At 73.4% G+C, this 22339-nt stretch carries 24 protein-coding genes; 3 read left to right on the plus strand and 21 right to left on the minus strand.

Features of this window, described 5'->3' with window-relative positions; genetic code table 11:
• Nucleotides 1–4: 4 nt before the first annotated feature.
• The 8 genes from hemL to ACF3NS_RS01325 all read right to left on the minus strand — a co-directional run bounded on the left by hemL (nucleotide 5) and on the right by ACF3NS_RS01325 (nucleotide 8096).
• Complete coding sequence (gene hemL, locus ACF3NS_RS01290) at nucleotides 5–1351, minus strand: glutamate-1-semialdehyde 2,1-aminomutase (protein ID WP_392467371.1); 1347 nt, start codon at nucleotides 1349–1351, stop codon at nucleotides 5–7.
• A gap of 79 nt (nucleotides 1352–1430) precedes the next feature.
• Entirely contained in the window at nucleotides 1431–1928 is a 498-nt protein-coding gene (locus ACF3NS_RS01295) for a MarR family winged helix-turn-helix transcriptional regulator (RefSeq protein ID WP_288799315.1), read from the minus strand.
• A gap of 60 nt (nucleotides 1929–1988) precedes the next feature.
• Nucleotides 1989–2963: a porphobilinogen synthase gene (gene hemB / locus ACF3NS_RS01300; protein WP_392467372.1), complete on the minus strand. Its 975-nt coding sequence runs from the start codon at nucleotides 2961–2963 to the stop codon at nucleotides 1989–1991.
• An 89-nt stretch (nucleotides 2964–3052) separates the two neighbouring features.
• Nucleotides 3053–4753: a uroporphyrinogen-III synthase gene (locus ACF3NS_RS01305; protein ID WP_392467374.1), complete on the minus strand. Its 1701-nt coding sequence runs from the start codon at nucleotides 4751–4753 to the stop codon at nucleotides 3053–3055.
• A gap of 12 nt (nucleotides 4754–4765) precedes the next feature.
• On the minus strand, nucleotides 4766–5752 hold the full coding sequence (gene hemC, locus ACF3NS_RS01310; protein WP_392467375.1) for a hydroxymethylbilane synthase: 987 nt from the start codon (nucleotides 5750–5752) through the stop codon (nucleotides 4766–4768).
• Nucleotides 5745–7073 carry a glutamyl-tRNA reductase gene (locus tag ACF3NS_RS01315; protein WP_392467376.1) on the minus strand — a complete coding sequence of 443 codons (1329 nt, stop codon included), beginning with the start codon at nucleotides 7071–7073 and terminating at the stop codon, nucleotides 5745–5747. Before ACF3NS_RS01315 ends, hemC begins: the two co-directional genes overlap by 8 nt.
• On the minus strand, nucleotides 7070–7744 hold the full coding sequence (locus ACF3NS_RS01320) for a redox-sensing transcriptional repressor Rex (protein ID WP_288797573.1): 675 nt from the start codon (nucleotides 7742–7744) through the stop codon (nucleotides 7070–7072). Before ACF3NS_RS01320 ends, ACF3NS_RS01315 begins: the two co-directional genes overlap by 4 nt.
• A 100-nt stretch (nucleotides 7745–7844) precedes the next feature.
• Nucleotides 7845–8096, minus strand: a complete 252-nt coding sequence (locus tag ACF3NS_RS01325) for a glutaredoxin family protein (protein ID WP_288797574.1) — start codon at nucleotides 8094–8096, stop codon at nucleotides 7845–7847.
• A gap of 178 nt (nucleotides 8097–8274) precedes the next feature.
• Between ACF3NS_RS01325 and ACF3NS_RS01330 the strand changes: the two genes are divergently transcribed.
• Both ACF3NS_RS01330 and ACF3NS_RS01335 read left to right on the plus strand, forming a co-directional pair.
• Nucleotides 8275–8982 carry a sigma-70 family RNA polymerase sigma factor gene (locus ACF3NS_RS01330; RefSeq protein ID WP_311966732.1) on the plus strand — a complete coding sequence of 236 codons (708 nt, stop codon included), beginning with the start codon at nucleotides 8275–8277 and terminating at the stop codon, nucleotides 8980–8982.
• A gap of 108 nt (nucleotides 8983–9090) precedes the next feature.
• Nucleotides 9091–10572 (plus strand): hypothetical protein, encoded by a 1482-nt coding sequence (locus ACF3NS_RS01335; protein ID WP_392467379.1) that lies wholly within the window; start codon nucleotides 9091–9093, stop codon nucleotides 10570–10572.
• Between the two features lie 126 nt (nucleotides 10573–10698).
• Here the strand turns inward: ACF3NS_RS01335 and ACF3NS_RS01340 are convergent, their stop codons facing one another.
• The 13 genes from ACF3NS_RS01340 to ACF3NS_RS01400 all read right to left on the minus strand — a co-directional run bounded on the left by ACF3NS_RS01340 (nucleotide 10699) and on the right by ACF3NS_RS01400 (nucleotide 21445).
• On the minus strand, nucleotides 10699–11625 hold the full coding sequence (locus ACF3NS_RS01340) for a lysophospholipid acyltransferase family protein (RefSeq protein WP_311966731.1): 927 nt from the start codon (nucleotides 11623–11625) through the stop codon (nucleotides 10699–10701).
• Between the two features lie 47 nt (nucleotides 11626–11672).
• Nucleotides 11673–12737, minus strand: a complete 1065-nt coding sequence (locus ACF3NS_RS01345; protein WP_392467380.1) for an NAD-dependent epimerase/dehydratase family protein — start codon at nucleotides 12735–12737, stop codon at nucleotides 11673–11675.
• 124 nt (nucleotides 12738–12861) lie between these two features.
• Nucleotides 12862–12960, minus strand: a complete 99-nt coding sequence (locus ACF3NS_RS01350) for a 30S ribosomal protein bS22 (protein ID WP_003792170.1) — start codon at nucleotides 12958–12960, stop codon at nucleotides 12862–12864.
• A 171-nt stretch (nucleotides 12961–13131) separates the two neighbouring features.
• Nucleotides 13132–13332, minus strand: coding sequence for a helix-turn-helix domain-containing protein (locus ACF3NS_RS01355; protein WP_154594479.1), 201 nt, complete (start codon nucleotides 13330–13332; stop codon nucleotides 13132–13134).
• 180 nt (nucleotides 13333–13512) lie between these two features.
• Complete coding sequence (locus ACF3NS_RS01360) at nucleotides 13513–14709, minus strand: acetoin utilization protein AcuC (protein WP_288797579.1); 1197 nt, start codon at nucleotides 14707–14709, stop codon at nucleotides 13513–13515.
• Nucleotides 14710–14764: 55 nt separating this feature from the next.
• Nucleotides 14765–15316, minus strand: a complete 552-nt coding sequence (locus ACF3NS_RS01365; protein ID WP_392467383.1) for a GNAT family N-acetyltransferase — start codon at nucleotides 15314–15316, stop codon at nucleotides 14765–14767.
• Between the two features lie 109 nt (nucleotides 15317–15425).
• The gene (proC, locus tag ACF3NS_RS01370) at nucleotides 15426–16247 is read right to left on the minus strand and encodes a pyrroline-5-carboxylate reductase (protein WP_392467385.1); all 822 of its coding nucleotides are present in this window, start codon (nucleotides 16245–16247) and stop codon (nucleotides 15426–15428) included.
• 105 nt (nucleotides 16248–16352) lie between these two features.
• Nucleotides 16353–17309 (minus strand): proline dehydrogenase family protein, encoded by a 957-nt coding sequence (locus tag ACF3NS_RS01375; RefSeq protein ID WP_154594475.1) that lies wholly within the window; start codon nucleotides 17307–17309, stop codon nucleotides 16353–16355.
• A 47-nt stretch (nucleotides 17310–17356) separates the two neighbouring features.
• Complete coding sequence (locus tag ACF3NS_RS01380) at nucleotides 17357–18091, minus strand: ABC transporter permease (RefSeq protein ID WP_154594474.1); 735 nt, start codon at nucleotides 18089–18091, stop codon at nucleotides 17357–17359.
• Nucleotides 18088–18972, minus strand: a complete 885-nt coding sequence (locus tag ACF3NS_RS01385; RefSeq protein ID WP_392467386.1) for an ABC transporter ATP-binding protein — start codon at nucleotides 18970–18972, stop codon at nucleotides 18088–18090. Before ACF3NS_RS01385 ends, ACF3NS_RS01380 begins: the two co-directional genes overlap by 4 nt.
• Nucleotides 18973–19069: 97 nt before the next feature.
• On the minus strand, nucleotides 19070–19657 hold the full coding sequence (locus tag ACF3NS_RS01390) for a TetR/AcrR family transcriptional regulator (protein WP_154594472.1): 588 nt from the start codon (nucleotides 19655–19657) through the stop codon (nucleotides 19070–19072).
• Nucleotides 19654–20487 (minus strand): sugar phosphate isomerase/epimerase family protein, encoded by an 834-nt coding sequence (locus tag ACF3NS_RS01395; RefSeq protein ID WP_392467387.1) that lies wholly within the window; start codon nucleotides 20485–20487, stop codon nucleotides 19654–19656. The genes ACF3NS_RS01390 and ACF3NS_RS01395 overlap by 4 nt, the downstream gene beginning before the upstream one ends.
• Nucleotides 20488–20512: 25 nt before the next feature.
• Nucleotides 20513–21445 carry a Ppx/GppA family phosphatase gene (locus ACF3NS_RS01400; RefSeq protein ID WP_392467388.1) on the minus strand — a complete coding sequence of 311 codons (933 nt, stop codon included), beginning with the start codon at nucleotides 21443–21445 and terminating at the stop codon, nucleotides 20513–20515.
• A gap of 43 nt (nucleotides 21446–21488) precedes the next feature.
• Here ACF3NS_RS01400 and ACF3NS_RS01405 point away from each other — a divergent pair, with 43 nt between their 5' ends.
• Entirely contained in the window at nucleotides 21489–22337 is an 849-nt protein-coding gene (locus tag ACF3NS_RS01405; protein ID WP_392467390.1) for a hypothetical protein, read from the plus strand.
• The last annotated feature ends 2 nt before the right edge of the window (nucleotides 22338–22339 follow it).

The following is a 22339-nucleotide window of genomic DNA, read 5'->3' on the forward strand; positions in this document are numbered from 1 at the left end:
GTCGTCACGCTCCGATCCTGGCATCGTCGGCTGAGGCCGCCCTGGCAGCGGCCGGCAGCGCCGCGAGGACCCGGTCGACGGCGGCGTCGTCGTGGGCGGCGCTGACGAACCAGCACTCGTAGGCGCTCGGCGGCAGGTGGACCCCCTGGCTGAGCATGCTGTGGAAGAAGCGTCCGAAGGCGGCCGTGTCCTGGCCCTGCGCGTCGGCGTAGGACAGGACGGGACCCTCGCGGAAGAAGACGGAGAACATCGACCCGGCCCACTGGATCGTGTGCGCGACGCCGACCGCCGACAGCTCGGCCGTCACGCCGTCGGCGATGGCGTGGGCGGCCTGCTCGAGGCGCTCGTAGACCGCGGGCGTGCACCCCCGCAGCGTGGCCAGACCCGCAGCGGTCGCCACCGGGTTGCCCGAGAGCGTGCCGGCCTGGTAGACGGGGCCGCTGGGCGCGAGGTGCGCCATCACGTCCCGGCGACCGCCGAAGGCCGCCGCCGGGAATCCCCCGCCCATGACCTTGCCGAAGGTGAACAGGTCGGGCGAGCCGTGGACGGTCGGGCCCTCCAGGCCGTACCACCCGGCCGCGGAGGCGCGGAAGCCGGTCATGACCTCGTCGCTGATCAGCAGCGCGCCGTGCTCGCGGGTGGTCCGGCGCAGCGCGGCGGTGAAGCCGGGCGCGGGCGGGACCATGCCCATGTTGCCGGGGGCGGCCTCGGTGATGACGGCGGCGACCTCGTCTCCGCGACGGGCGAAGGTCTCCTCCAGGGCCCGGACGTCGTTGTAGGGCAGCACGATCGTCTCGCCCGCCGAGCTGGCCGGGACGCCGGCGGAGTCCGGCAGGGCGAAGGTCGCGACGCCGCTGCCCGCGTGGGCCAGGAGCGCGTCGACGTGCCCGTGGTAGCACCCCGCGAACTTCACGACGACCGAGCGGCCCGTGAAGCCGCGTGCCAGCCGCAGCGCGCTCATCGTCGCCTCGGTGCCGCTCGACACGAGCCGCACCTGCTCGACCGGCTCGACGCGGTTGACGATCGCCTCGGCGAGCAGCACCTCGTTCTCGCTGGGCGTGCCATAGCTGAAGCCCCGCCGCGAGGCCTCGTGCACGGCCTCCAGGACGGTGGGGTGCTGGTGGCCGAGGATCATCGGTCCCCACGAGCACACCAGGTCGACATACTCCCGGCCGTCGACGTCGGTCAGGTAGGGACCGGTCGCGCTGGCCATGAACCGCGGCGTCCCCCCGACGGAGCGGAAGGCCCGCACCGGGGAGTTGACCCCGCCGGGGATCACGGCGCTCGCCCGTTCGAACCACGCCTCGGAGGCGGGGGCGGCATACGGGTATGACGGGGGCTGGCTGGTCATGGGGCTCAGTCTCTCAGCCCGGCCCGCCGCAGGGCGAACCCGTGCTGGTCGGTCGGCGTCGGTCGGGCATCGGTCGGTGTCAGTCGGCGCAGACCCGGGCGACCTCGGCCCGCTGCTGCTGCGAGGTGCCGTTGTCGTCCCGGACCCGGGTCATGGCATCGCCCAGGGCCTGGACGAGCTCGGGCGACAGGGCGTCCAGCCAGTGCCGGCGCACGCTCTCCACGTGCACGGGGGCCATCTCGACGACGGCCTCGAGACCGGCCTCGGTGAGGACGAGCTCGACGCCGCGCCCGTCGCCGGGGACGGGGTGCCGCTGCACCCAGCCGCGGCGCTCCAGGCGGTTGGCGGTGTGGGTGAGCCGCGACCGGGACTGGACCACGAGGGCGGCCAGCTCGGACATCCGCTCCCGGCGGCCGGGCTGCTCGGAGAGCATGGAGAGGATCTCGTACTCCGGGAGGGAGACGCCGTGGGCCTGCAGGTCACGGTCGAGGGCGACCTCCAGCAGGCGCTGCCCACGCAGGTAGGCACGCCACGACACCTGCTCCGTCGGGCTCAACCACCGCACGTCGTCCGTCACGAGACCCTCGCTCCCCTGGGTGCCGGCATTCGGGACACCGCGAAGCACCCAGGGTAACGACTAGGACAACCAGCGTGCTGCCGAGGCCGCGTAGTAGGTCAGGATCTGCTCGGCCCCGGCCCGGTGGATGCTCGTGAGGGCCTCGAGCGCGACCCGGTCGCGGTCGATCCACCCGTGCGCCGCGGCGGCCTCGATCTGGGCGTACTCCCCCGACACCTGGTAGGCCGAGACCGGCACCGTGGCCTCGGCCGCGACCGCGGCCAGGACGTCGAGGTAGGGCAGGGCAGGCTTGACCATGACCATGTCGGCGCCCTCGTCCAGGTCGAGGCGCAGCTCGCGCAGCGACTCCGTGAAGTTGGCCGGGTCCTGCTGGTAGGTGGCGCGGTCCCCCTGCAGGGAGCTGGACACGGCCTCGCGGAAGGGGCCGTAGAACCCGGAGGCGTACTTGGCGGCGTAGGCGAGGACGATCGTGTCGAGGTGTCCGGCCTGGTCCAGCGCGCGGCGGACGTGACCCACCTGGCCGTCCATCATCCCCGAGAGCCCGAGGACGGTGGCGCCGGCCTCGGCCTGGGCCAGGGCCATCTCGGCGTAGCGCTCCAGGGTGGCGTCGTTGTCCACGCCGCCGCGGGCGTCCAGGACCCCGCAGTGACCGTGGTCGGTGAACTCGTCGAGGCACAGGTCACCCATGACCACCAGCTCGTCCCCCACCGTGTCGGCCAGGCGCCGCAGGGCGATGTTGAGGATGCCGTCCGGGTCGGTCGCGCCGCTGCCCACGGCGTCCTTGCTGGTGGGAACGCCGAAGACCATGATCCCGCCGACCCCGGCCGCGACGGCCTCTCGGGCGGCCTGCTCGAGGGAGTCGAGCGAGTGCTGCACCACGCCGGGCATGCTGCCGATCGGGATGGGCTCGCTCGCCTCCTCCTTGACGAAGACCGGCAGGATCAGCTGCGCCGGGTGCAGGCGGGTCTGGGCCACGAGCCGACGGAGGGCGGGGCTCTGGCGCAGGCGGCGGGGGCGGTGGAGCGGGTAGCTCAAGGGTCCTCCGGGACAGGCGGGTCGAGAGACGGGTCGAGAGACGGGTCGAGAGGCGGGTCCAGCGGTATGCCGAGCGCCCGGGTGGCGGGCTAGGTGCGGCGGCGACGGCGGCGCCGGCTGGGCAGCACGACGGGGTCGCCGGCGTCGTAGGACGCCCGGGCCAGGGCGTGGCCGTGCTCCGCCAGGGCGTCGACGAGGGCGTCGGCGCTGGCCTCGGGCGCGAGGACGTCGACCCGCAGGCCGTGCTCCTCGGCGGTGCGGGCGGTCGCGGGGCCGATGCAGGCCACGACGGTGGCCCGGTGGGGCTTGCCGGCGATGCCCACGAGGTTGCGGACGGTCGAGCTCGAGGTGAACAGCACGGCGTCGAACTGGCCGGTCTTGATGGCCTCGCGGACCTCGGCCGGCGGCGGGGAGGCCCGCACGGTGCGGTAGGCCGTGACGTCCTCGACCTCCCAACCCATCTCCTGCAGCCCGGCGACCAGGGTGTCGGTGGCGATGTCGGCCCGCGGCAGGAAGACGCGGCTGATCGGGTCGAGGAGCGCGTCGTAGGGGGGCCACTCCTCGAGCAGCCCCGCGGCCGACTGCTCGCCGCTGGGCACGAGGTCCGGCACGAGGCCCCAGTCGCGCAGCGCCGCCGCCGTGGAGCCGCCGACGGCCGCGATGCGCAGCCCCGCGAAGGATCGGGTGTCCAGGCCGTACTCCGTGAACTTCTCGCGCACGGCGCGCACCGCGTTGACCGAGGTGAAGCCGATCCACTCGTAGCGCCCGGTCACGATGCCGGTGATCGCCTTGTCCATCTGCTGCGGCGTGCGGGGCGGCTCGATGCCGATGGTAGGGACCACGGTGGCCGTCGCGCCGTAGCCGGCGAGCCGGTCGACGACGCCGGTCGCCTGCTCCTTGGTGCGGGGGACGAGGACGTTCCACCCGATCAGCGGGCGCGTCTCGAACCAGCTGATCGCGGCGCGCAGCTCCACGGTGCGCCCGACGACGGCCAGCAGCTCCTGGTCCTCGTCGGCGTGGTCCAGGATGTGGGCCGCGTCGCCCAGCGTGGTCGCGCTCGTGTGCTGGTGCGCCGTCGTGCCGTGGTCGGTGAGCGCGACGGGCGTCTCGGGGTCCCGCCCGGCGTCCAGGAGGTTGCTCAGCTGCTCGACCAGCCGCCCGGGGGTCGCAGCCATGACGACGGTGACGTCGTCCGCCGCGGACGCCTCGAGGTCGAGCTGCAGGGCGGCGTCGCACACGTGCAGCCGCGGCGAGTCCGGGGACGTGAGGGGTATCCCGGCATACAGCGGGACGGCCAGGAGGCTGGAGACGCCCGGCACGACCTCGTAGGGGACGTCGGCCTCGGCCAGGGCGCGGCACTCGGCCTCCAGCCCGGTGAAGACCCCCGGGTCGCCGCTCATGAGCCGCACCACGAGGCCCGTGCCGCCCAGACGGTGGACGGCGTCGAGCAGTCGCTGCAACGGCAACGAGCCCTTGGCGTCGGGGGACGGCAGCGCGTCCGGCGGCTGGGCCGCCTGACCCACCGGGGCGACGGGACCGGCCGGCACGAGGGGCACCACGTCCACGTCCTCGCGGCAGTGGCGGCGCACCACCTCGGCGCCGTCGGGCCGGTCCATCAGGACGATACGGGCCTGGGCCAGCAGCTCGGCCGCGCGCAGGGTCAGCAGGCCCGGATCTCCGGGTCCCGCCCCCACGAAGGCGACGCGTGCACCTCGTCCCGCCGCTGCCCGCGGCGCGGGCACGGTGCTGTGCCTTCCGCTGGTCCTGCCGGTGCTGGGGGCCTTGCGCATCGTCGGGTGCTCCTACGCCGGGTGGTCGGTGCTCTGGTGGGCAGTCTGGCCCACCCCGCCCGGGCTGCCAAGTCCGCTGCCCACCCCGGCGAGCTCGGCGGCGCCGTCCTCGAGCAGCAGGTCGGCCAGCCGGTGACCCAGGTCACGGGGATCGGTCCACGAGCCGGTCAGCGACCGTCGCAGACCGTCGGACCCGTCGGCGCTGCCGACGAACGCGCGCAGGGACAGCTCCAGCCCGTCCTCGGACTCGACCACCTCGGCGAGGGCACCGACCGGCGCCGTGCACCCCGCCTCCAGCCGGGCGAGCAGGCCCCGCTCGGCCTCGACGCAGGCCCGCGTCTCGGGGTCCTCGACCCGGGCGAAGACCTCCCGCAGCGGGTGGTCCTCGCGGCACTCGAGCGCCAGCGCCCCCTGCCCCGCCGCCGGGAGCACCTGGACGGGGTCGAGTGCCTCGGTCACCACGTCGCGCAGCCCGAGCCGGGACAGGCCCGCCATGGCGAGGACCACGGCGTCGCAGCGCCCGTCGCGCACGTGCTGCAACCGGGTGTCGACGTTGCCGCGGATCGGCACCAGCTCGACGCCGAGCCCGAGGGCGGCGATCTGCGCGGCGCGACGAGGCGACCCCGTGCCCACGACCGCACCGGCCGGCAGCTCGCCGAGCGTCAGACCGTCTCGGGCGCACAGGGCGTCGCGCGGGTCCTCCCGGCGCGGCACGGCCGCGATGACCAGGCCCGGCTCGGGGGCGGAGGGCAAATCCTTGAGCGAGTGGACCGCGCAGTCGACCCGGCCGTCCAGCAACGCCTCGCGGATCGCGGAGGCGAACACGCCCGTGCCGCCGATCGTGGTCAGCGGCGCGGCGCTCACGTCGCCCTGGGTCGTGATCTCGACGAGCTCGACCTGCAGCCCCAGCTCGCGCAGGCGCTCGGCCACCCAGCCGGACTGCGTGGTGGCGAGGGCGCTGCGGCGGGTGCCGAGGCGGACGACGTGCTGCTCAGGCATCCTGGTGACCGATCTCCACGGGGGGCTCGACGTTGGCGGCCGACACGGCGGCCACGGTGTGCGGGTCCAGGTCGAAGAGCCGGTGCAACGCCTCGGCGTAGCTGCCGGTGACGTCCTTGTCGGCCATCTCCTTCACCCTGACCGTCGGCGTGTGCAGGAGCTTTTCGACCACGCGGTGCACGGTCAGCGCGACCTGCTTGCGCGTCGCCTCGTCCATCTCGGGCGTGCGGGTGTCGAGGCGCTCCAGCTCGGCGTCGACGACCGCCCGGGCACGGGAGCGCAGGGCGGTCAGCGTCGGTGCCACCGCCTGGACGCGACGCGCCGCCAGGTACGCCGCGACCTCCTCCACCACCAGGTCACGCACCTGCTGGACCTGCGCGGGGACCATCCCGTCCCGGGCCATGAGCTCGCCGAGCCGCGACAGCCCCACCACCTGCACCCCCTCGACCTCGCCCACCGACGGGTCGACGTCGAGGGGCAGGGCCAGGTCGACGTACACCTGGGGGCGGTGGTGGCGCGCGGCGGCGACCTGCTCGGCGAGGTCCCGCCCGACGATGCGGCCGGACGCACCGGTGCAGGTGACGACGACGTCCGCGGAGGCGAGCGCCGCGACACGCTCCTCCCACGCGACGGTGCGCGCGGCATACGCGCGGGCCAGGTGCTCGGCCTTGGCCTGGGTGCGGTTGGCGATGATCACCTCGGCGGCCCCGGACCGGGTGAGCGTGGCGACGGACAGGGCGCTCATGGCCCCGGCGCCGATGACGAGGACGGAGCGCTCGGTGAGCGGCCCCACATGCCGCTCGGCCTCCTCCAGGCCGGCGCTCACGAGGGACAGCGACACGTCGTCGAGCTCGGTCTCGGTGTGGGCGCGCTTGCCGACCCGCAGGGCGCGCTGGAACAACGCGTTGAGCTCCGGGCCGACCTCGTCGCACGACTGGGCGGTGCGCAGGGACGAGCGCAGCTGCCCGAGGATCTGGCTCTCGCCGATCGCCATGGAGTCCAGCCCGCAGGCCACCGAGAACGCGTGCGACACGGCCCGGTCCTCGTGGTGGACGTAGAGGTGGTCGCGCAGCACCAGCGCGTCGACCTCGGTCACGTCGGCCAGCGCCTGGCTGATCTCCCCCACACCACCGTGGAAGGTGACCACGTCGGCGTAGACCTCGGTGCGGTTGCAGGTCGTCACGACGAGCACCTCGCGCACCTGCTGGCTGGTCGCGAGGACGGAGCGCAGGGTCCGGGCCCGGTCCTCGCCGAGCGTCGTGCGCTCGAGCAGGTCGATGGGGGCGCTGCGGTGGGACAGGCCGATGACGAGCAGGGTCACGCGGGGGCACCTCCGAGGGCCGACGCGGGGGAGATCCGCGAACGGTAGGCGAGCAGGCGGAGCTCGGACGACAGGTCGACGGCCCGCACGTCGGTGGTCGGCGGGACCTGCAGGGTCGTGGGGGCGAAGTTGAGGATGGCGCGCACGTCCGCGGCCACGAGCAGCTCCGCCACCTGCTGGGCCGCCGAGGCCGGGGTCGCCACCACGCCGATGACCCGCGAGCCGTGCTCGCAGACCGCCTCGGTCAGGGACGCCACGTCCTGGACGGGCAGGCCGAGCACCGAGCTGCCCACCACCTGCGGGTCGTGGTCGAACAGGCCCACCACCTCGAAGCCGTCCCCGTCGAACCCTCCGTGCGAGGCCAGGGCCTGGCCGAGCCGGCCCATGCCCACGATGACGACGGGTCGCACCTCGTCACGCCCGAGGACGGTCACCAGCTGGTCGGTCAGGACCGCCGTGTCGTAGCCCACGCCCCGCACGCCGAGCGAGCCGATCTGGGACAGGTCCTTGCGCAGCATGGCCGAGCTGACGTGGGCAGAGGCGGCGAGCTCCTCGGAGGACACGCTGGCCACCCCCCGGGCAGCGAGCGCGGCCACCGCCTCGAGATAGAGGGGCAGCCGCAGCACGGTGGCGTCGGACAGCTCACGACGCTCGGCGACCTCGACCTTCACAGCCCCTGGGGCTCCCTTCTGCCCGCCCCGTCCGGCGGGTAGGCACCACGCTCCAGGGTATGCCCCGGCCTGGCGGGCACCCAAAAGGACGGTGCGGCCGTCACCCGAGCGCCCGCCGCAGACGCGTCGGGTCGACCCTCCAGTAGTCGTGCTGGCGTCCGTCGACGAAGACGACGGGGATCTGCTCGGCGTAGCGCTCCCGCAGCTCGGGGTCGTCGTCGATGGAGTACTCCGCGACGCTCGCCCCCAGCTCGCCGGCGACCCCCTGGATCGTGGCGCGGGCGAGGTCGCACAGGTGGCACCCGGGACGCCCGAGCAGGACGACGCGGGCACTGGTCAGGTCGGTGTGCACCCTGCCGACTGTACGGCGAGCGGGCCCGCCGCACGACGTCGCCGGCGCGTGAACCTTGGCACGTTCCGGCCTGCCGGGCTCGTCCAGGGCAGTGGCCTTGTGCTGCAATGGGAGTCGCTCGCGCCCAGGAGGACCTATCAAGACCATCGCGACGACGCGGCCACGTGACACTCTCCGAGTGACCACGCGGCGCCTCTCGTTCCTCGGCGCCCACCCGCTCGCGGGGGGCGCCATGTGCACGTCCGTCACCGTCGACCTGAGCCTGTTGTGGATGGCGCTGTCCGGCCCTCCCGGTGCCGGGTCCTCCCCCGGCCGGTCGAGCACGCCGGACCCCGACGAGCTGGAGCGGGTGCGCGCCCTCGTCGCCCTGGCGCAGGGCGGGGACCAGGACGCCTTCGGGCAGCTTTACCAGCGCTACGTCGAGGTGGTCTACCGCTACATCTACGTGCGGGTCGGGTCCGTCCACACCGCGCAGGACCTGACGAGCGAGACCTTCATCAAGGCGCTGCGCAACCTCTCGGGCTTCACCTGGCAGGGCAAGGACATCGCGGCGTGGTTCGTCACGATCGCCCGCAACGTGGTCAACGACCACACCAAGTCCTCGCGCTTCCGCCTCGAGGTGACCACCGAGGACATGCGCGACGCCGACACCGAGGTCGAGGCGCCCGAGGGCGAGGTGCTGGAGCGCATGCGCGACGAGCGCCTGCTCAAGGCCGTCGCCCAGCTGCGCCCGGAGCAGGCGGAGTGCGTGACGCTGCGCTTCATCCAGGGGATGTCACTCGCGGAGACCGCCGAGGTCATGGGCAAGAAGGACAATGCCGTCAAGCAGCTGCAGCTGCGGGCCGTGCGGGCCCTGCAGCGAGCGCTGGAGGGCGAGGAGCTGTGACGGTTCCCATAACCTTCGGGTCCGTCGCTCGTTGAGCATGGAGGACCACCACACCCATCGGCTCGGCACCACGCCGCGACCGACGACGCCACGGGGAGGAGGGGTGCCATGGTGAGCTTCATCGACGACTTCGTGTCGCGCGCTGACGCCGACGCCTTCGAAGCCATGCTCCAGGGCACCACACCCCCCTCCCCCGCCATGTCCGACCTGCTGAGCCTGACCCAGCAGGTCGCTTCCGTGCCCGTCCCCGGCCCCGACCCGTCCTTCGTCGCCGGCCTGGGCGCCACCCTGCGCGCCGAGGCAGCGGCGGGTGTCTCCTCGGCCCCCGCGTCGGCCGCCCCCGTCTCCGCGCCCCCGCCGTCCGTCCTCAGGATCCACGGCACCTGGCCCAAGGTCCTCGCCGGTGCGGCGGCCGGGGTCGTCGTGGCCGGGACCGGTCTCGGTGTCGCCTCCCAGGGGGCCCTCCCCGGAGACGCCCTGTATGCCGTCCGCGGGGTCGTCGACGGCCTCGAGGTCCGCCTCGCGGGGTCCGACGGCGCCCAGGGCCGGGTCCTGCTGGCGCACGCCCGCGAGCACGTCGCCGACACCGTCACGCTGGCGGGCCGGACGCCGCAGGTCGCCGACGACATACGCACGTCCCTCCGCGATGCAGCGGCGTCGGTCGCGTCCGGGCAGACCGAGCTCTTCACCGCCTTCGACGCCACCCGGGACCCGGAGCGCCTGCAGGTGGTGCAGGAGTTCACCAGCTGGGTGCAGCCGCAGCTGCAGGCTCTGCGGACCAAGCTCCCGCCCGAAGCGCTCGGCGAGCTCGCCACCTTGCAGAGCACCGTCGACAAGGGCACCGTCGAGCTGCGGGCCAAGCTGGTCTCGTGCGGCGACGCGTGCTCGCAGATCGTCGTCCCCGCCCCGGCTCCGAGCGGCACCACGTCGCCGTCCTCGACCGCCACCGCGCCCTCGGCGACCCCCTCGGTGCCGAGCCCGTCCTCCCCCACGACGATCCCGCCCCTGCTCACCTCGCCCGGCGCGACCGTCACGGTCCCCCCACCGGCCGTCACCGACCCGCCCGTGCGCACCACCCGACCCGGACGCGTCACCACGACCGCCGAGCCTCAGCCGCGGCCCACCTCGGACCGCCCGACCCGTCCGCGCCCGACCCGCCCGACGACCACCGAGCCCCGCCCGACGACCACCGAGCCCCGCCCGAAGACCACGGACACGGAGCCCACACCCACCCGCTCGACCTCGACTTCCCCGGCGCCGAGCAGCACGACACCGGCCCCCATCCCCAGCAGCACGACTACGAAGGGGATCCTCGTCACGCCCAAGGCCCCGCGGTTCGCGGACCACTGCGTGCCGGGCAAGGGCGTCGTGCACCTGCCGCGCACGACCGGGGTGCGCTACGCCTGGGTGCGGCTCGTCGAGCTGGCCAGGACCACGGTCGTCGTGGAGGCGAACCCCGAGCCGGGCTACGCGATCGCTGCGGGCGCGACCCACCGGTGGACCAAGGTCTACCCCGGCGTGTGCGGCCGCCCCCGAGCAGACCTACCGGGGGTAAGGGCATCAGCCGGGGCTCGTTCGCCAGGCCGATGATCCCGCCGGGGGTAAGGACATCAGCCGGGGCTCGTTCGCCAGGCCGATGATCCCGCCGGGGGTAAGGGCATCAGCCTGGCGAACGAAGCCCGGCGAATGTGACTACCGGGGGTAGGGACATCCGGGTCAGCCGAAGAAGGCGGAGTCGCGGGTCGCCAGGATGCGGTAGAGGCTCTCCTGGATCGTCTGGCGGATCTCGTCGGTGAGCGCGAACACCGTCATGGGGTCCTCCCCCGCGCCAGCACCCAGCTCATCGGTCCGCACCGGCTCGCCGAACTCGATGATCCACTTGCTGGGCAGCGGCACCATCCCCAGCAGGCCCAGCCAGGGAAAGGTCGGCGTGAGGGGGAAGTAGGGCATCCCGAGGAGCTTGGCCAGGCTCGCGGCGTTGCCCAGCATGGGGTAGGTCTCCTCGGCGCCGACGATCGAGCAGGGCACGATCGGCACGCCGGCCCGCAGGGCAGCGGCGACGAAGCCCCCACGACCGAACCGCTGCAGCTTGTAGCGCTCGCTGAAGGGCTTGCCCACGCCCTTGAACCCCTCGGGCCACACCCCGACCAGCTCGCCGGCCCGGAGCAGACGCTCGGCGTCCTCGCTCGTCGCCAGGGTGCAGCCGGACTTGCGGGCCAGGTCACCGACGACGGGCGTCGCGAAGACGAGGTCGGCACCGAGCATCCGCAGGTGCCGGTGGGCCGGGTGGTCGTCATACAGGGCCACCTGGGTCATGAGCGCGTCGAGGGCGATGGTGCCCGAGTGGTTGGCCACGACGAGGGCGCCCCCCTCGGCGGGGACGTGCTCGGCGCCGCGCACCTCGACCCGGAACCACGAGCGGTAGAGGGGGCGCAGGATCGGCAGGTAGGCGTGCAGCGTGAAGTCCTCGTCGAAGCCGAACGGGTCGACGTCGTAGTCCGCCGTCAGCCGGCGGCGGACGAACGCGAGCAGCTCGGCGATCTGTCGCTCCGCCTCGTCCGGCGGGATCTTGGCGAGGGAGGCGCCGCTGCGCAGGACCTGCACCAGCGCATCGACGACCGCCTCCACGTCGAGAGGGGGCACGGCTCCCGTCGGGTCGGCCGGCTGTCCGTGGCGAGGATCGTCGGTCACTAGCGGGCTCCGGGGGTCGAGGACGGGTCGGGCAGCCAGCCCATGGCCGCGAGCACGACCTGCGCGTGGCCCAGGCCGGTGCGGGCGAGATCGACGCCCGGCACGGTGAGGCTCGCCGTCTCGGCGAAGGATGCGAAGGCCTCGCGGGTCGTGCGCGTCGGCTCGAAACCGAGTCGCTCCCGCATGCGGGTGGTGTCGACGACGCGGCCGTAGGCCAGCTGACGGAACTGTCCCTCGGGGAAGGTCGCCATCCGGGACCAGCGGTAGCCTCGCCGCAGCAGACCCTCGGTCTGGAGCGGCGCCTGAACGATCGGGCGGCGCATCATCCGGGCGCACTGGACCACGGTGAGCACCCCGTCGCCGGCCACGTTGGTGACGCCGGTGACCCGATCCGCGGAGGCGGTCGACGCGAGCACCGTCGCTCGCACGCAGTCGTCCTCGTGGACGAACTGGAGGCGCCCGTCGAACCCCGCGGGGATGGGCACGACCGGGAGGCTGAAGAAGTCCGAGAGCGCGGTGGCGATGCTGGGCCCGATGACGTTGGCGAACCTCAGGACGGACACCTCGACGTCGGGACGGCGCCGTGCGAACCCGGCGACGTAGGACTCCACCTCGGAGGAGTCGCGTCCGAACCCGTTTGCGGTGCGCACCCCCAGCGCCGCCGACTCGGTGAACACCGCGGGGTCGTGCGGGGAGGCGCCATACACCGCTGCCGTCGACTTCACCACGAGCCGCCGCAGCGAGGTGGCCTTCTGGCAGGCCGCGAGCAGCTGCATCGTCCCGATGACGTTGATCTCCTTCTGCGACGCCCGACCGCCGGCGGCGGTGGGGGTCGCGAGGACGCCCATGTGGACGACGGTGTCCACGGAGTACTGCTCGACGAGCCGGGTGATCACCGGGTTGCGCAGGTCGACCCGCACGAACTCGACGCCGACCAGCGGGCGTCGCGGCGGGACCACGTCGATGCCGACGACCCTACCGACGTCGTCGCGGGCCGCGAGCGCGGTCGCGGCGAGCCCACCCAGCAGGCGGGAGACGCCGGTGACGAGCACCACGTCGGGCACGGCGACCTCCTTGCTGACGCATGGCTACTGGCGGGGAGCCTGCCTCGAGCCTAGGCCAGCGGCGACGACCTCGGCGCCCGGGGACGACCAGAGCCCCCCGACCGTGGTCGAGGGGCTCTGCTGGTCACTTCTTGTTGCGACGCTGGTGGCGCGTCTTGCGAAGCAGCTTGCGGTGCTTCTTCTTGGCCATGCGCTTGCGGCGCTTCTTGATCACGGAACCCATAGCTTGTCCTTCGTCGAGCTGATCTGCGTGTCGGTCGTGAGCCTCGTGCCGGTGCACGACGTGGTCACGTGCGCGTGAGCGCTCACCGCCGACGAGGGAATCCGTGCAAGCCTAGCGCCCCGGGGCACTCCCCACCCAATCGACGGCAGCCGTATGCCGCTCGCGCCGGCCTCAGGCCGTCTCGGTGTAGGCGCGCGAGAGGTACTCCTCGACGACGTGCTCCGGGACGCGGAAGGACCGTCCCACCCGGACGGCTGGCAGCTCACCGTTGTGGACGAGGCGGTAGACGGTCATCTTGCTGACCCGCATGCGGGCCGCGACCTCGGCGACCGTGCAGAAGCGGACACCGTCGAAAGGACGTTGGGACGACATAGGGGATGGCTCACTCTCCGGGCACGAGGTGTCGTCGGCTTCCCCGTCGAGTCTTCACGCGCGTGCTGGTTGGCACTCTAGGCACACCGTCACCACGCGTAAGCGTTCTGGCATGAGATTCACCCGTGCTGTCCAGTCGACACGCCGTGAGACGTCCAATCGACGGTGAGGTCGTGACATCTAGTCGAACCAGACGTCCAGCCCGTGGAGGGGGAAGGCCGCCTCCCGCGTGGCCATCACCGCGCGGTCGACCGGGTCCTCGGGGTCGTAGCCGGACTCCCAGCCTCGCCACCAGACGATGCCGCCCTCCGCCACGCCGTCGCTCATCGACTCGGGCCCGGGGCGGCCGTGCCGGGCCTGCACGTGGTCACGCCAGGCCTGCGGGACCGCGGCATCGAGGCGGATGGGGTGGTGCGTGGCGATGGCCGTCAGGTGGGTCCAGGCGCGGGGGACGACGTCGACGACCTCGTAGCCCCCGCCGCCCAGAGCGATCCAGCGCCCGCCGCTCACCTCGTGGGCCAGCCGGTGGAGCCCCTCGAAGGCCTGGCGCTGCGCGTCGACCGAGATGGCGAGGTGCGCGAGCGGGTCCTGGTAGTGCGAATCGCACCCCTGCTGGGTGACGAGCACGTCGGGGGCGAAGGCGCCCACCAGCGGGTTGACCGTGGCGTTGACGGCCCGCAGCCAGGCGGCGTCCCCGGTGCCGGGCGGGAGCGCGACGTTGATCGCGGTGCCGTCCGCCGACGGGCCGCCCAGGTCGCGGGGGAAGCCGGTGCCGGGGAACAGGACCCGGCCCGTCTCGTGCACGGACAGCGTCATCACGCGCGGGTCGTCCCAGAAGCAGCGCTCGACGCCGTCGCCGTGGTGGACGTCGATGTCGACGTAGGCCACCCGCTGCGCCCCGTGCTCGAGGAGCCAGTGGATCGCCACGGCCGCGTCGTTGTAGATGCAGAACCCGGCCGCGCGGTCGGGCATCGCATGGTGCATGCCGCCGCAGAAGTTGACGCCGTGCAGCGCCCGCCCCTCCCACACGTCGCGAGCGACCGCGAGGGTGCCGCCGGCGATCCGAGCGCTGGCCTCGTGCATGCCGACGAAAGCGGGATCGTCCTCGGTGCCGATGCCGAAGGCCTGGTCGGCCCGGGCCGGGTCCTCCCCGGCCGCGCGCACGGCCTCGATGTAACGACGGTCGTGGATCCACGCGAGCTCGTCGTCGGTGGCGACCGGCGGGGACACCAGCTCGACGTCGTCGTGGTCGAACAGTCCCAGCTCGCGGCAGAGGCGCGCGGTCAGGTCGAGGCGGACGGGGCTCATCGGGTGGTCGGGCCCGAAGTCGTAGCGCGTGAAGACCTCGTCCCAGACCACCCTCGTCGGCATCGACATGGAGCCGACCGTACCCGTGCCGGGCTCGTCCGGCACCACGAGGCTCGCTAGCCGGTCAGACGCTGGTGCTGGCCACCGAGCCGGGATCGTCCGCCAGCGGCAGGATCATCATCATCTCGGCGTCGTCCTCCTCGGTCGGCTGGTGGCCGCGGGCCACCATGGGACGACGCGTGTCGGTCACCCGGAACCCGTAGGAGCTGGCGAACGCCACCGCCGGGCCGTTGTCGGTGCCCACCCAGTAGGACAGGTGACGGCAGTCCATCGAGCGCGCGATGCCCGAGGCGGCGCGCACCAGCTCCACGGCCACGTGCTGGCCGCGGTGCTCCGGCCGGACCCAGATGCCGAACAGCTCGGCCATGGCGTCGTCGGTGCCGTCGCGCGGGGCCTGGGCCCGTACGCTGGCCACGGCCAGGGGCCCGTCGGCGCCCTCGGCGACGAGGCGCGTGGCCCGCGCCATGCGCTCGTGCCACAGGTCGTCGGAGAAGTCGCGCTCCTCGTCGTAGGTGGCCGCGAAGGCATCCGGAGACTCCTTGAGGGCCGCGAGCCGGATGGTCCGGTAGAGCTCCCAGTCGTCATCGGTCAGCACGCGCACGGTCAGCTCGGTCATGTCCCGCATCCTTTCATGGTGTCGTCTGCCCCTGCCACACCGGTCAGTCACCCCGGTCAGGGCCCGTCAGTGACCGGTCAGGCACAGCGCCGCGGGCCGGTCGGAGGTCTCAGCGGGCTCGGCCCAGCTCGGCCGAGCGCTCGGTCGCGGCTCGCACCGCCGCCACGACGGCGGCCCGGGTGGCGCGCTCGTCGAGGACGGCCAGGCCGGCCGTGGTCGTGCCCCCCGGCGAGCTGACCCGCTCACGCAGGATCGTCGCCGAGTCCTCCCCCTCCGCCAGCATGGTGGCAGCCCCGAGCAGGGTCTGCACGGTCAGCGTCGTCGCGACGTCGCGGGGCAGGCCCATCAGGACGCCCCCCTCCGTCATCGCCTCGGCGAGGTAGAAGGCGTAGGCCGGCCCCGACCCGCTGACCCCGGTCACGGCGTCCAGGTGCTTCTCCGGCAGGGACAGCACGGCGCCCGACGGCTCGAGCACGGACCGTGCGAGGGCGAGGGCCTCGTCTCCGCAGCGGCTGCCGGGGCTGACCACGGCCATGCCCTGCCCCACGAGGGCGGGCGTGTTGGGCATGACCCGCGCGACGGCCACGGCGTCGGGCAGGTGCTCCTCGATGGCCGCGGACATGACGCCGGCGGCGACGCTGACCACGAGGTCGCCCGCGCCCAGCCCGCCGGCCATGGCGTCGAGCAGGGCCGGGACGTCCCCGGGCTTGACCGCCACCACGTGCACGTCGGCCGCGCCGGCGGCCTCGGCCACGTAGGAGGTCGTGCGCACGGCATACGCCTCGGCGAGCTCGCGGAGCCGCTCGCTGCTGGTGTCGACGGCGAGGACCTGGTCGGCCGGGTGCCCGCCCCGGACCAGGGCGGCGAGGATCGCCGATCCCATGGCGCCGACGCCGTAGAACGCGATCGTGCAGGACGCGAGGTCAGGCATGGGTCTCCCTCGGGGCGTGGGTCGGGTGGTGCGACGGTGCGTCCGCCAGTATGCCGAAGCCCACCGACAGACCCATCACCGCTCGGGCGCGGGCAGCGGCGCAGGTCAGCGGCGGGACAGCAGGGACCTCACGAAGAACGTGACGTTGGTGGGGCGCTCAGCCACCCGCCGCACGAGGTAGGAGTACCAGGCGGGGCCGTAGGCGACGTAGACGCGCATGCGGTCGCCGCGGTCGGCGATGGCGGTCTGCTCGAGGGGGCGGATGCCGAGGTACATCTGGTACTCGAAGTCCTCGGGGCCCTTGCCGCAGGACCGGGCGAGGGCGGCGGCGATGGAGGTCATGCGCGGGTCGTGGGTCGCGACCATCGGGTAGCCGACGCCCTCCATCAGGATGCGCAGGCAGCGGACGTAGGACCGGTCGACGTCCTCCACCGCGTCGAAGGAGCCCCGCTCGTCGAGCTTGTGGGCGCCCTTGACGAGCCGGACGCGGACCCCCTCGGCCGCCAGCTCGCGACAGTCCTGCTCCGTGCGCAGCAGCGCCGCCTGCAGGGCGACCCCCACCCGCGGGAAGTCCTGGCGCAGCTCCTCCAGGAGCCGCAGGGTCGGCTCCACGGTCTCGAAGCCCTCCATGTCGAGGGTGACGTCGAGGCCGGCGTTGTGGGCGGTGCGGCACACGCGCTGCAGCTGGGCGAGCGCGAGGGACCGTCCGGTGGCCTGGTCCAGACGACCGAACGCGGCCGGGCGGACGCTGAGCTCGAGGCAGTGGTCACCGACCAGTCCGCGGGAGACGGCCTCGGCGACGAGCCGTCGGTACTCCTCGACGGTGGCGTCGCTGCTGGCCCGCGAGTCGGCGTCCGGGCCGAGGTAGGAGACCGTCACCGCGCGGCCGGTCTCCATGAGGTCCCGGGCCGCACCGAGCGCCGACTGCGTGGTGTCCCCCGCGATGTAGCGGGCCAGGATGTCGCGCGTGCCGGGCGACTCCTCGATCACGGACTGCACGCGACCGATGCGGGCGAGCCGCAGGGAGGAGGCGCGCAGGGCGTCACCCAGGTCCAGGATCATGGTGGCGCCTTCCGCGCGGGAGCAGGTGGTCCGCCCAGGCTAGACCGTCACGGCGTCCGGCGGCGCAGCGTCGCGGCGCCCAGCGCGATCGCCGCGAGCACGAAGGCCGCCATCACGGCGACGTCGCGCCACACGTCGGCGGCGGCGTCGGACCGCGTGGACACGGCGGTCATCGCGTCGACGGCATAGCTGAGGGGCAGCACGTCGCTGAGGGCGCTCAGCACCCCCGGCATGGCGTCGCGCGGCGTGAGCAGGCCGCACAGCAGGAACTGCGGCAGCACCAGCGCCGGCATGAACTGCACGGCCTGGAACTCCGTGGTCGCGAACGCGCTCACGAACAGCCCCAGCGTGCACCCGAGGACCGCGTCGACCACGGCGACCAGCACGAGCAGCCCGAGGGACCCCTGCACGTCCAACCCGCACACCCAGACCGCCCACGCGGTCGCCACCAGCGCCTGCAGCAACGCGAACACCCCGAACGCCAGGGCATAGCCGCCCAGCAGGTCGCCCTTGCCGAGCGGCGTGGTGAAGAGTCGCTCGAGAGTGCCGGACGAGCGCTCCCGCAGGGTCGTGACGCTGGTGACGATGAACATCACCACGAAGGGGAAGACGCCGAGCAGAGCAGGACCCACCCGGTCGAAGACGGGGGTCCCGTCATACACCCAGGCGAGCAGGCCCAGCAGGACGCACGGCACCACGAGCAGCAGGGCGACGGTGCGGTGGTCGGAGCGGATCTGCGTGAGGATCCGGCGGGCGGTCACGAGGGTGAGCCGGGGGTTCATGAGGTCTCCTGCCGTATGCCGTCGCCGCCGCCACTCGGGGTAGGGGCGGGTCCCGGGTCACCCGGGTCCCCCGGGTGACCGATTGCGCCGTCGGGCGCGGGGGCCGCACCGTCGACCCGGTCGATGAGGGCGAGGAAGGCCTGCTCGGCGTCGGTGGCGCCGGTGTCTCGCAGCAGGTCGGCATAGGTCGAGTCCGCGAGGATCTCGCCGTCGCGCACCAGGACCAATCGGTCGCAGCGCGCCGCCTCGTCCATGACGTGGCTCGACACGAGCAGGGTGGTCCCGTCGGCGGCGAGGCGGTGGAAGAGGTCCCACAGGCTGCGGCGCAGCACCGGGTCCAGGCCGACGGTGGGCTCGTCGAGGACGAGCAGCCGGGGGCTGCCGACGAGGGAGCAGGCCAGCGAGGCGCGGCCGCGCTGCCCGCCTGACAGGTTGCGGGCGTGGTCTCGGGCGTGGCTGGTGAGGTCCACGAGGTCCAGGACCCGGGCCACCTCGGCGTCCACGTCCGCGCCGCGCGGGAGCACGAGCCGGGCGATGTAGGCGACGTTGTCCTGCACGGACAGGTCGTCGTAGACGCTCGGGGACTGGGTCGTGTAGCCGACCTCGCGACGCAGCTCCGGCGACCCGGCGGGCCGGCCGAGCACCAGGACCTCGCCGCCGTGGGTGACCTGCACCCCGACGATCGAGCGCATGAGGGTGGACTTGCCGCCACCGGACGGACCGAGCAGCCCGACGACCTGCCCGGTCGGGACGACCAGGTCGATGCCGTGCAGGACCTCGCGGGGTCCCCGCCGGACGACCAGGCCGCGCACGGCGATCGCGACGGCGTCGTCGGCGTGGGGGGCGCCTCGCTCGTGGCGCCCACGATGTTTTTTCATCATGTGATGAAATCTAGGCACACGCCCACCGCGGCACAACCCCCCTCTGCCCCCTTTCCAGGATCCTGAGGGTTCTGTCCACGACGGCCCGGTCGAACGCTCACGATCCTGGGAGGTCGAGATAGCGCTGTATGACGGGAGCGACCGCCGCCACGAGTTCCTCCGCCTCGGCGTCGGCGACACCCGGCAGCTCGGCGACGTAGCGCGCGAACCCGAGCCCGATCATCTGGGTGGCCACGAGGCCCGCCCGCCGCTCCAGGCCCCGAGGCCCCGCCCGCCCGGCGACGCGGCCGAAGATCTCGCGCACGAGGAACTGCTCGAGCAGGGTCATCGCGTCGGGGTGCGTCGCCGCGGAGCGCAGCAGCGCCGCGATCCGCACGCGACCCTCGGGGGTGTCCCACACCCCCAGGAAGGCGCGCACCAGGGACTCCCCGAGCCGGTCGACGGGGGCCTCGAGGACGCCGTCGATCACCTGGCGGGGGTCGAAGGGGACCTCCATGGCCGCCGCGAACAGCGCCGTCTTGCCGGCGAAGTAGTGGTGGACCAGGGCGGGGTCGACGCCGGCCGCACGCGCCACGCCGCGCAGCGAGGTCCCGTCGTAGCCCTTGGCGGCCAGCTCGGTGCGGGCTGCCTCGACGATCTGCGCGCGAGCGTCCTCCCCCGCGGGGCGCCGACCCCGTGGGCTCATGCGCCGCCGTCGAGGACCGCGGCGGGCGCCAGGTGGCGGCGGGCGAAGGCCAGCGACTCGGCGAGGTCCTCGCGCCGTTGGTGCGCGCTGACCTTGCGGGTGCTGACCTCGACCACCACCGACCCGGCGAACCCCGTGCCTGCGAGGTGCTGAAGCAGCGGAGCGACCGGCTGGGAGCCTCGGCCGGGGACGAGGTGCTCGTCGAGGGCCGAGCCCAGGCCGTCGGTGAGGTGCACGTGGTGCAGCCGGCTGCCGAGGGCCCGCGCCATCTCGAGCGAGTCCTCGCGGGCGGTGGCGGCGTGCGACAGGTCCAGCGTGACGTTGCCGTAGGGCTGCCCAACCGGGTCCCAGTGGGGAAGGTAGGCCTGCACGAGACGCTCGCCGGCGCGCCAGGGGTACATGTTCTCCACCGCGATGGTGATGCCGGAGTCGTGCTCGCGGGTGGCGACGCCGTCCACGAACTCGCGGGCGTAGACGCGCTGCCAGCGAAAGGGCGGGTGCACGACGACCGTGTCGCAGCCCACGGCTCGGGCCAGGTCGAGGGACATGTCGATCTTGGGCCAGGGTGCGGAGTGCATCACGCGCTGGGTCAGCAGCAGGGTGGGGGCATGGATCGAGACCACGGGCAGCTGGTGCTGCTGGACGAGGTCGTTGATCGCGGCGGCGTCCTGCGAGACGGGGTCGGTGTAGACCATGACCTCGACGGCGTCGTAGCCCAGGTCCGACGCGATCCGGAAGGCGTCGCGCACGCGCTCGGGATAGACCGAGGAGGTCGACAGGGCAACGCGGGGGGACGGCACGGGTGGGCCTGGCGGCTGGTGTGCGGTCACGCGGCCGAGCCTAGCCCCGGACGCCCTACTCCATGCGCATGAGGTCCAGCTCGTTGAGGATCACGCCCTCGCGCAGCGCCCAGGGGCAGATCTCGAGGCGGTCGACCCTGAGCAGGTCCATGGCGGCCTCGGCGACCATCGCCCCGGCCAGGAGCTGGTGGGAGCGGCTCGCGGAGACGCCCGGCAGCGTCGCGCGCCGGGCGGCCGGCATACCGGCCAGGCGCGGGACCAGGTCGCTCAAGGGCGCCCGCTCGAGGTGCCGCTTGGCGTGCAGGCCGTCGCTGGCGGGGGCCGCACCGAGCACCCGGGCCAGGGTCCGCATGGTCTTGGAGGTGCCGACGGCGAGGTCGGGCTCACCGGCCTTGGTGAGCTCACGCATCCCACGGGCGATCGTCGCGCGGACCTGCTTGCGGGCCTCTCGCACCTGCTCGGCCGACGGCGGGTCGCCCTGCAGCATCGTGCGGGTCACGCGACCCGCCCCCAGCTCGAAGGACATGGCGACGTCCGGGTCCTCGTCGATGCCGGAGGCGATCTCGAGGGAGCCGCCGCCGATGTCGACCATCAAGAGCTTGCCGCTGGACCAGCCGAACCACCGCCGCACCGCCAGGAAGGTCAGCCGGGCCTCGTCCTCGCCCGACAGGATCTGCAGGTCGGCGCCGGTGCTGCTCCGCACCATCGACAGGACCCCGTCGCCGTTGCCCGCCTCCCGGATCGCGCTGGTCACGAAGCCCATCACGCGCTCGACACCCTGGTCCTCGGCGATGCGCAGGCACTCCCCCGCGAAGCGCTCGAGGGACCGCACGCCCTGCTCGTCGATGTGACCCTGGTGGTCGGTGTGCTCCGACAGCCGCAGCTCCATCTTGTGGCTCACGGTGGGCAGCGGCCGGGCCCCCCAGTGAGCGTCGACGACGAGCATGTGGACCGTGTTGGAACCGATGTCGATGACTCCGAGGCGCATGGTGGCGAGCCTAGTGCGACGGCCCGGCCGCTAGGGTTGAGGGATGGCCGAAGTCCCCCTCGACATCCCTCGCGTCTGGATCGAGTTCACCGACCCGGCCGACGCGGAGCAGCGCTTCCGGTGCGACCTGACCTGGCTGACCTCGCGGTGGACCTGCATCTACGGCAACGGCTGCGCCGGGGTGTATGCCGAGCGCCCCGACGACGGCTGCTGCACCCTGGGCGCCCACTTCACCGACGCGGACGACGTGGCCCGGGTGCGGGGCGTGGCCCGGCGGATGCCGCCCGAGCGGTGGCAGCACCGCTCGACCGGGCTGTCCACCGAGGTGGGCCGCGCCCGCAAGGGCGAGGGGCCGCTCGAGGGCTGGCTCGACCGGGAGGACGGCGAGCTCAAGACCCGCGTCGTCGACGGCGCCTGCGTCTTCCTGAACCGCCCGGGTTTCCCCGGTGGCCATGGCTGCTCGCTGCACCAGTGGGCCGTCGAGCAGGGCGAGGCCCCGCACACGGTCAAGCCCGACGTGTGCTGGCAGCTGCCGACCCGTCGGTCCTACCGCACGGTCGAGCTGGCCGACGAGACCAGCTATCTCGAGATCTCCATCGGCGAGTTCGACCGCCGCGGCTGGGGACCCGGCGGCCACGACCTCGACTGGTACTGCTCCGGCAACCCCGAGGCGCACGTCGGGCGCGAGCCCGTCTATCGCTCCAACGAGGGCGAGCTGCGTGAGCTGATGGGCGATCTCGCCTACGACGAGCTGGTGATCCGGTGCGAGGCGCACCTGGCCTCGGTCAAGGCGGCCCGCGCCCAGGGCGCCCGCAAGCTGCTCCCGCTGATGGTCCACCCGGCCACCCTGGATGCGCAGGGCGAAGGCGCCGTCACCCGCAAGCGGCGGTGAGC

The organism is Arsenicicoccus cauae (genome assembly GCF_043162025.1).
Taxonomy (GTDB): Bacteria; Actinomycetota; Actinomycetes; order Actinomycetales; family Dermatophilaceae; genus Arsenicicoccus; species Arsenicicoccus cauae.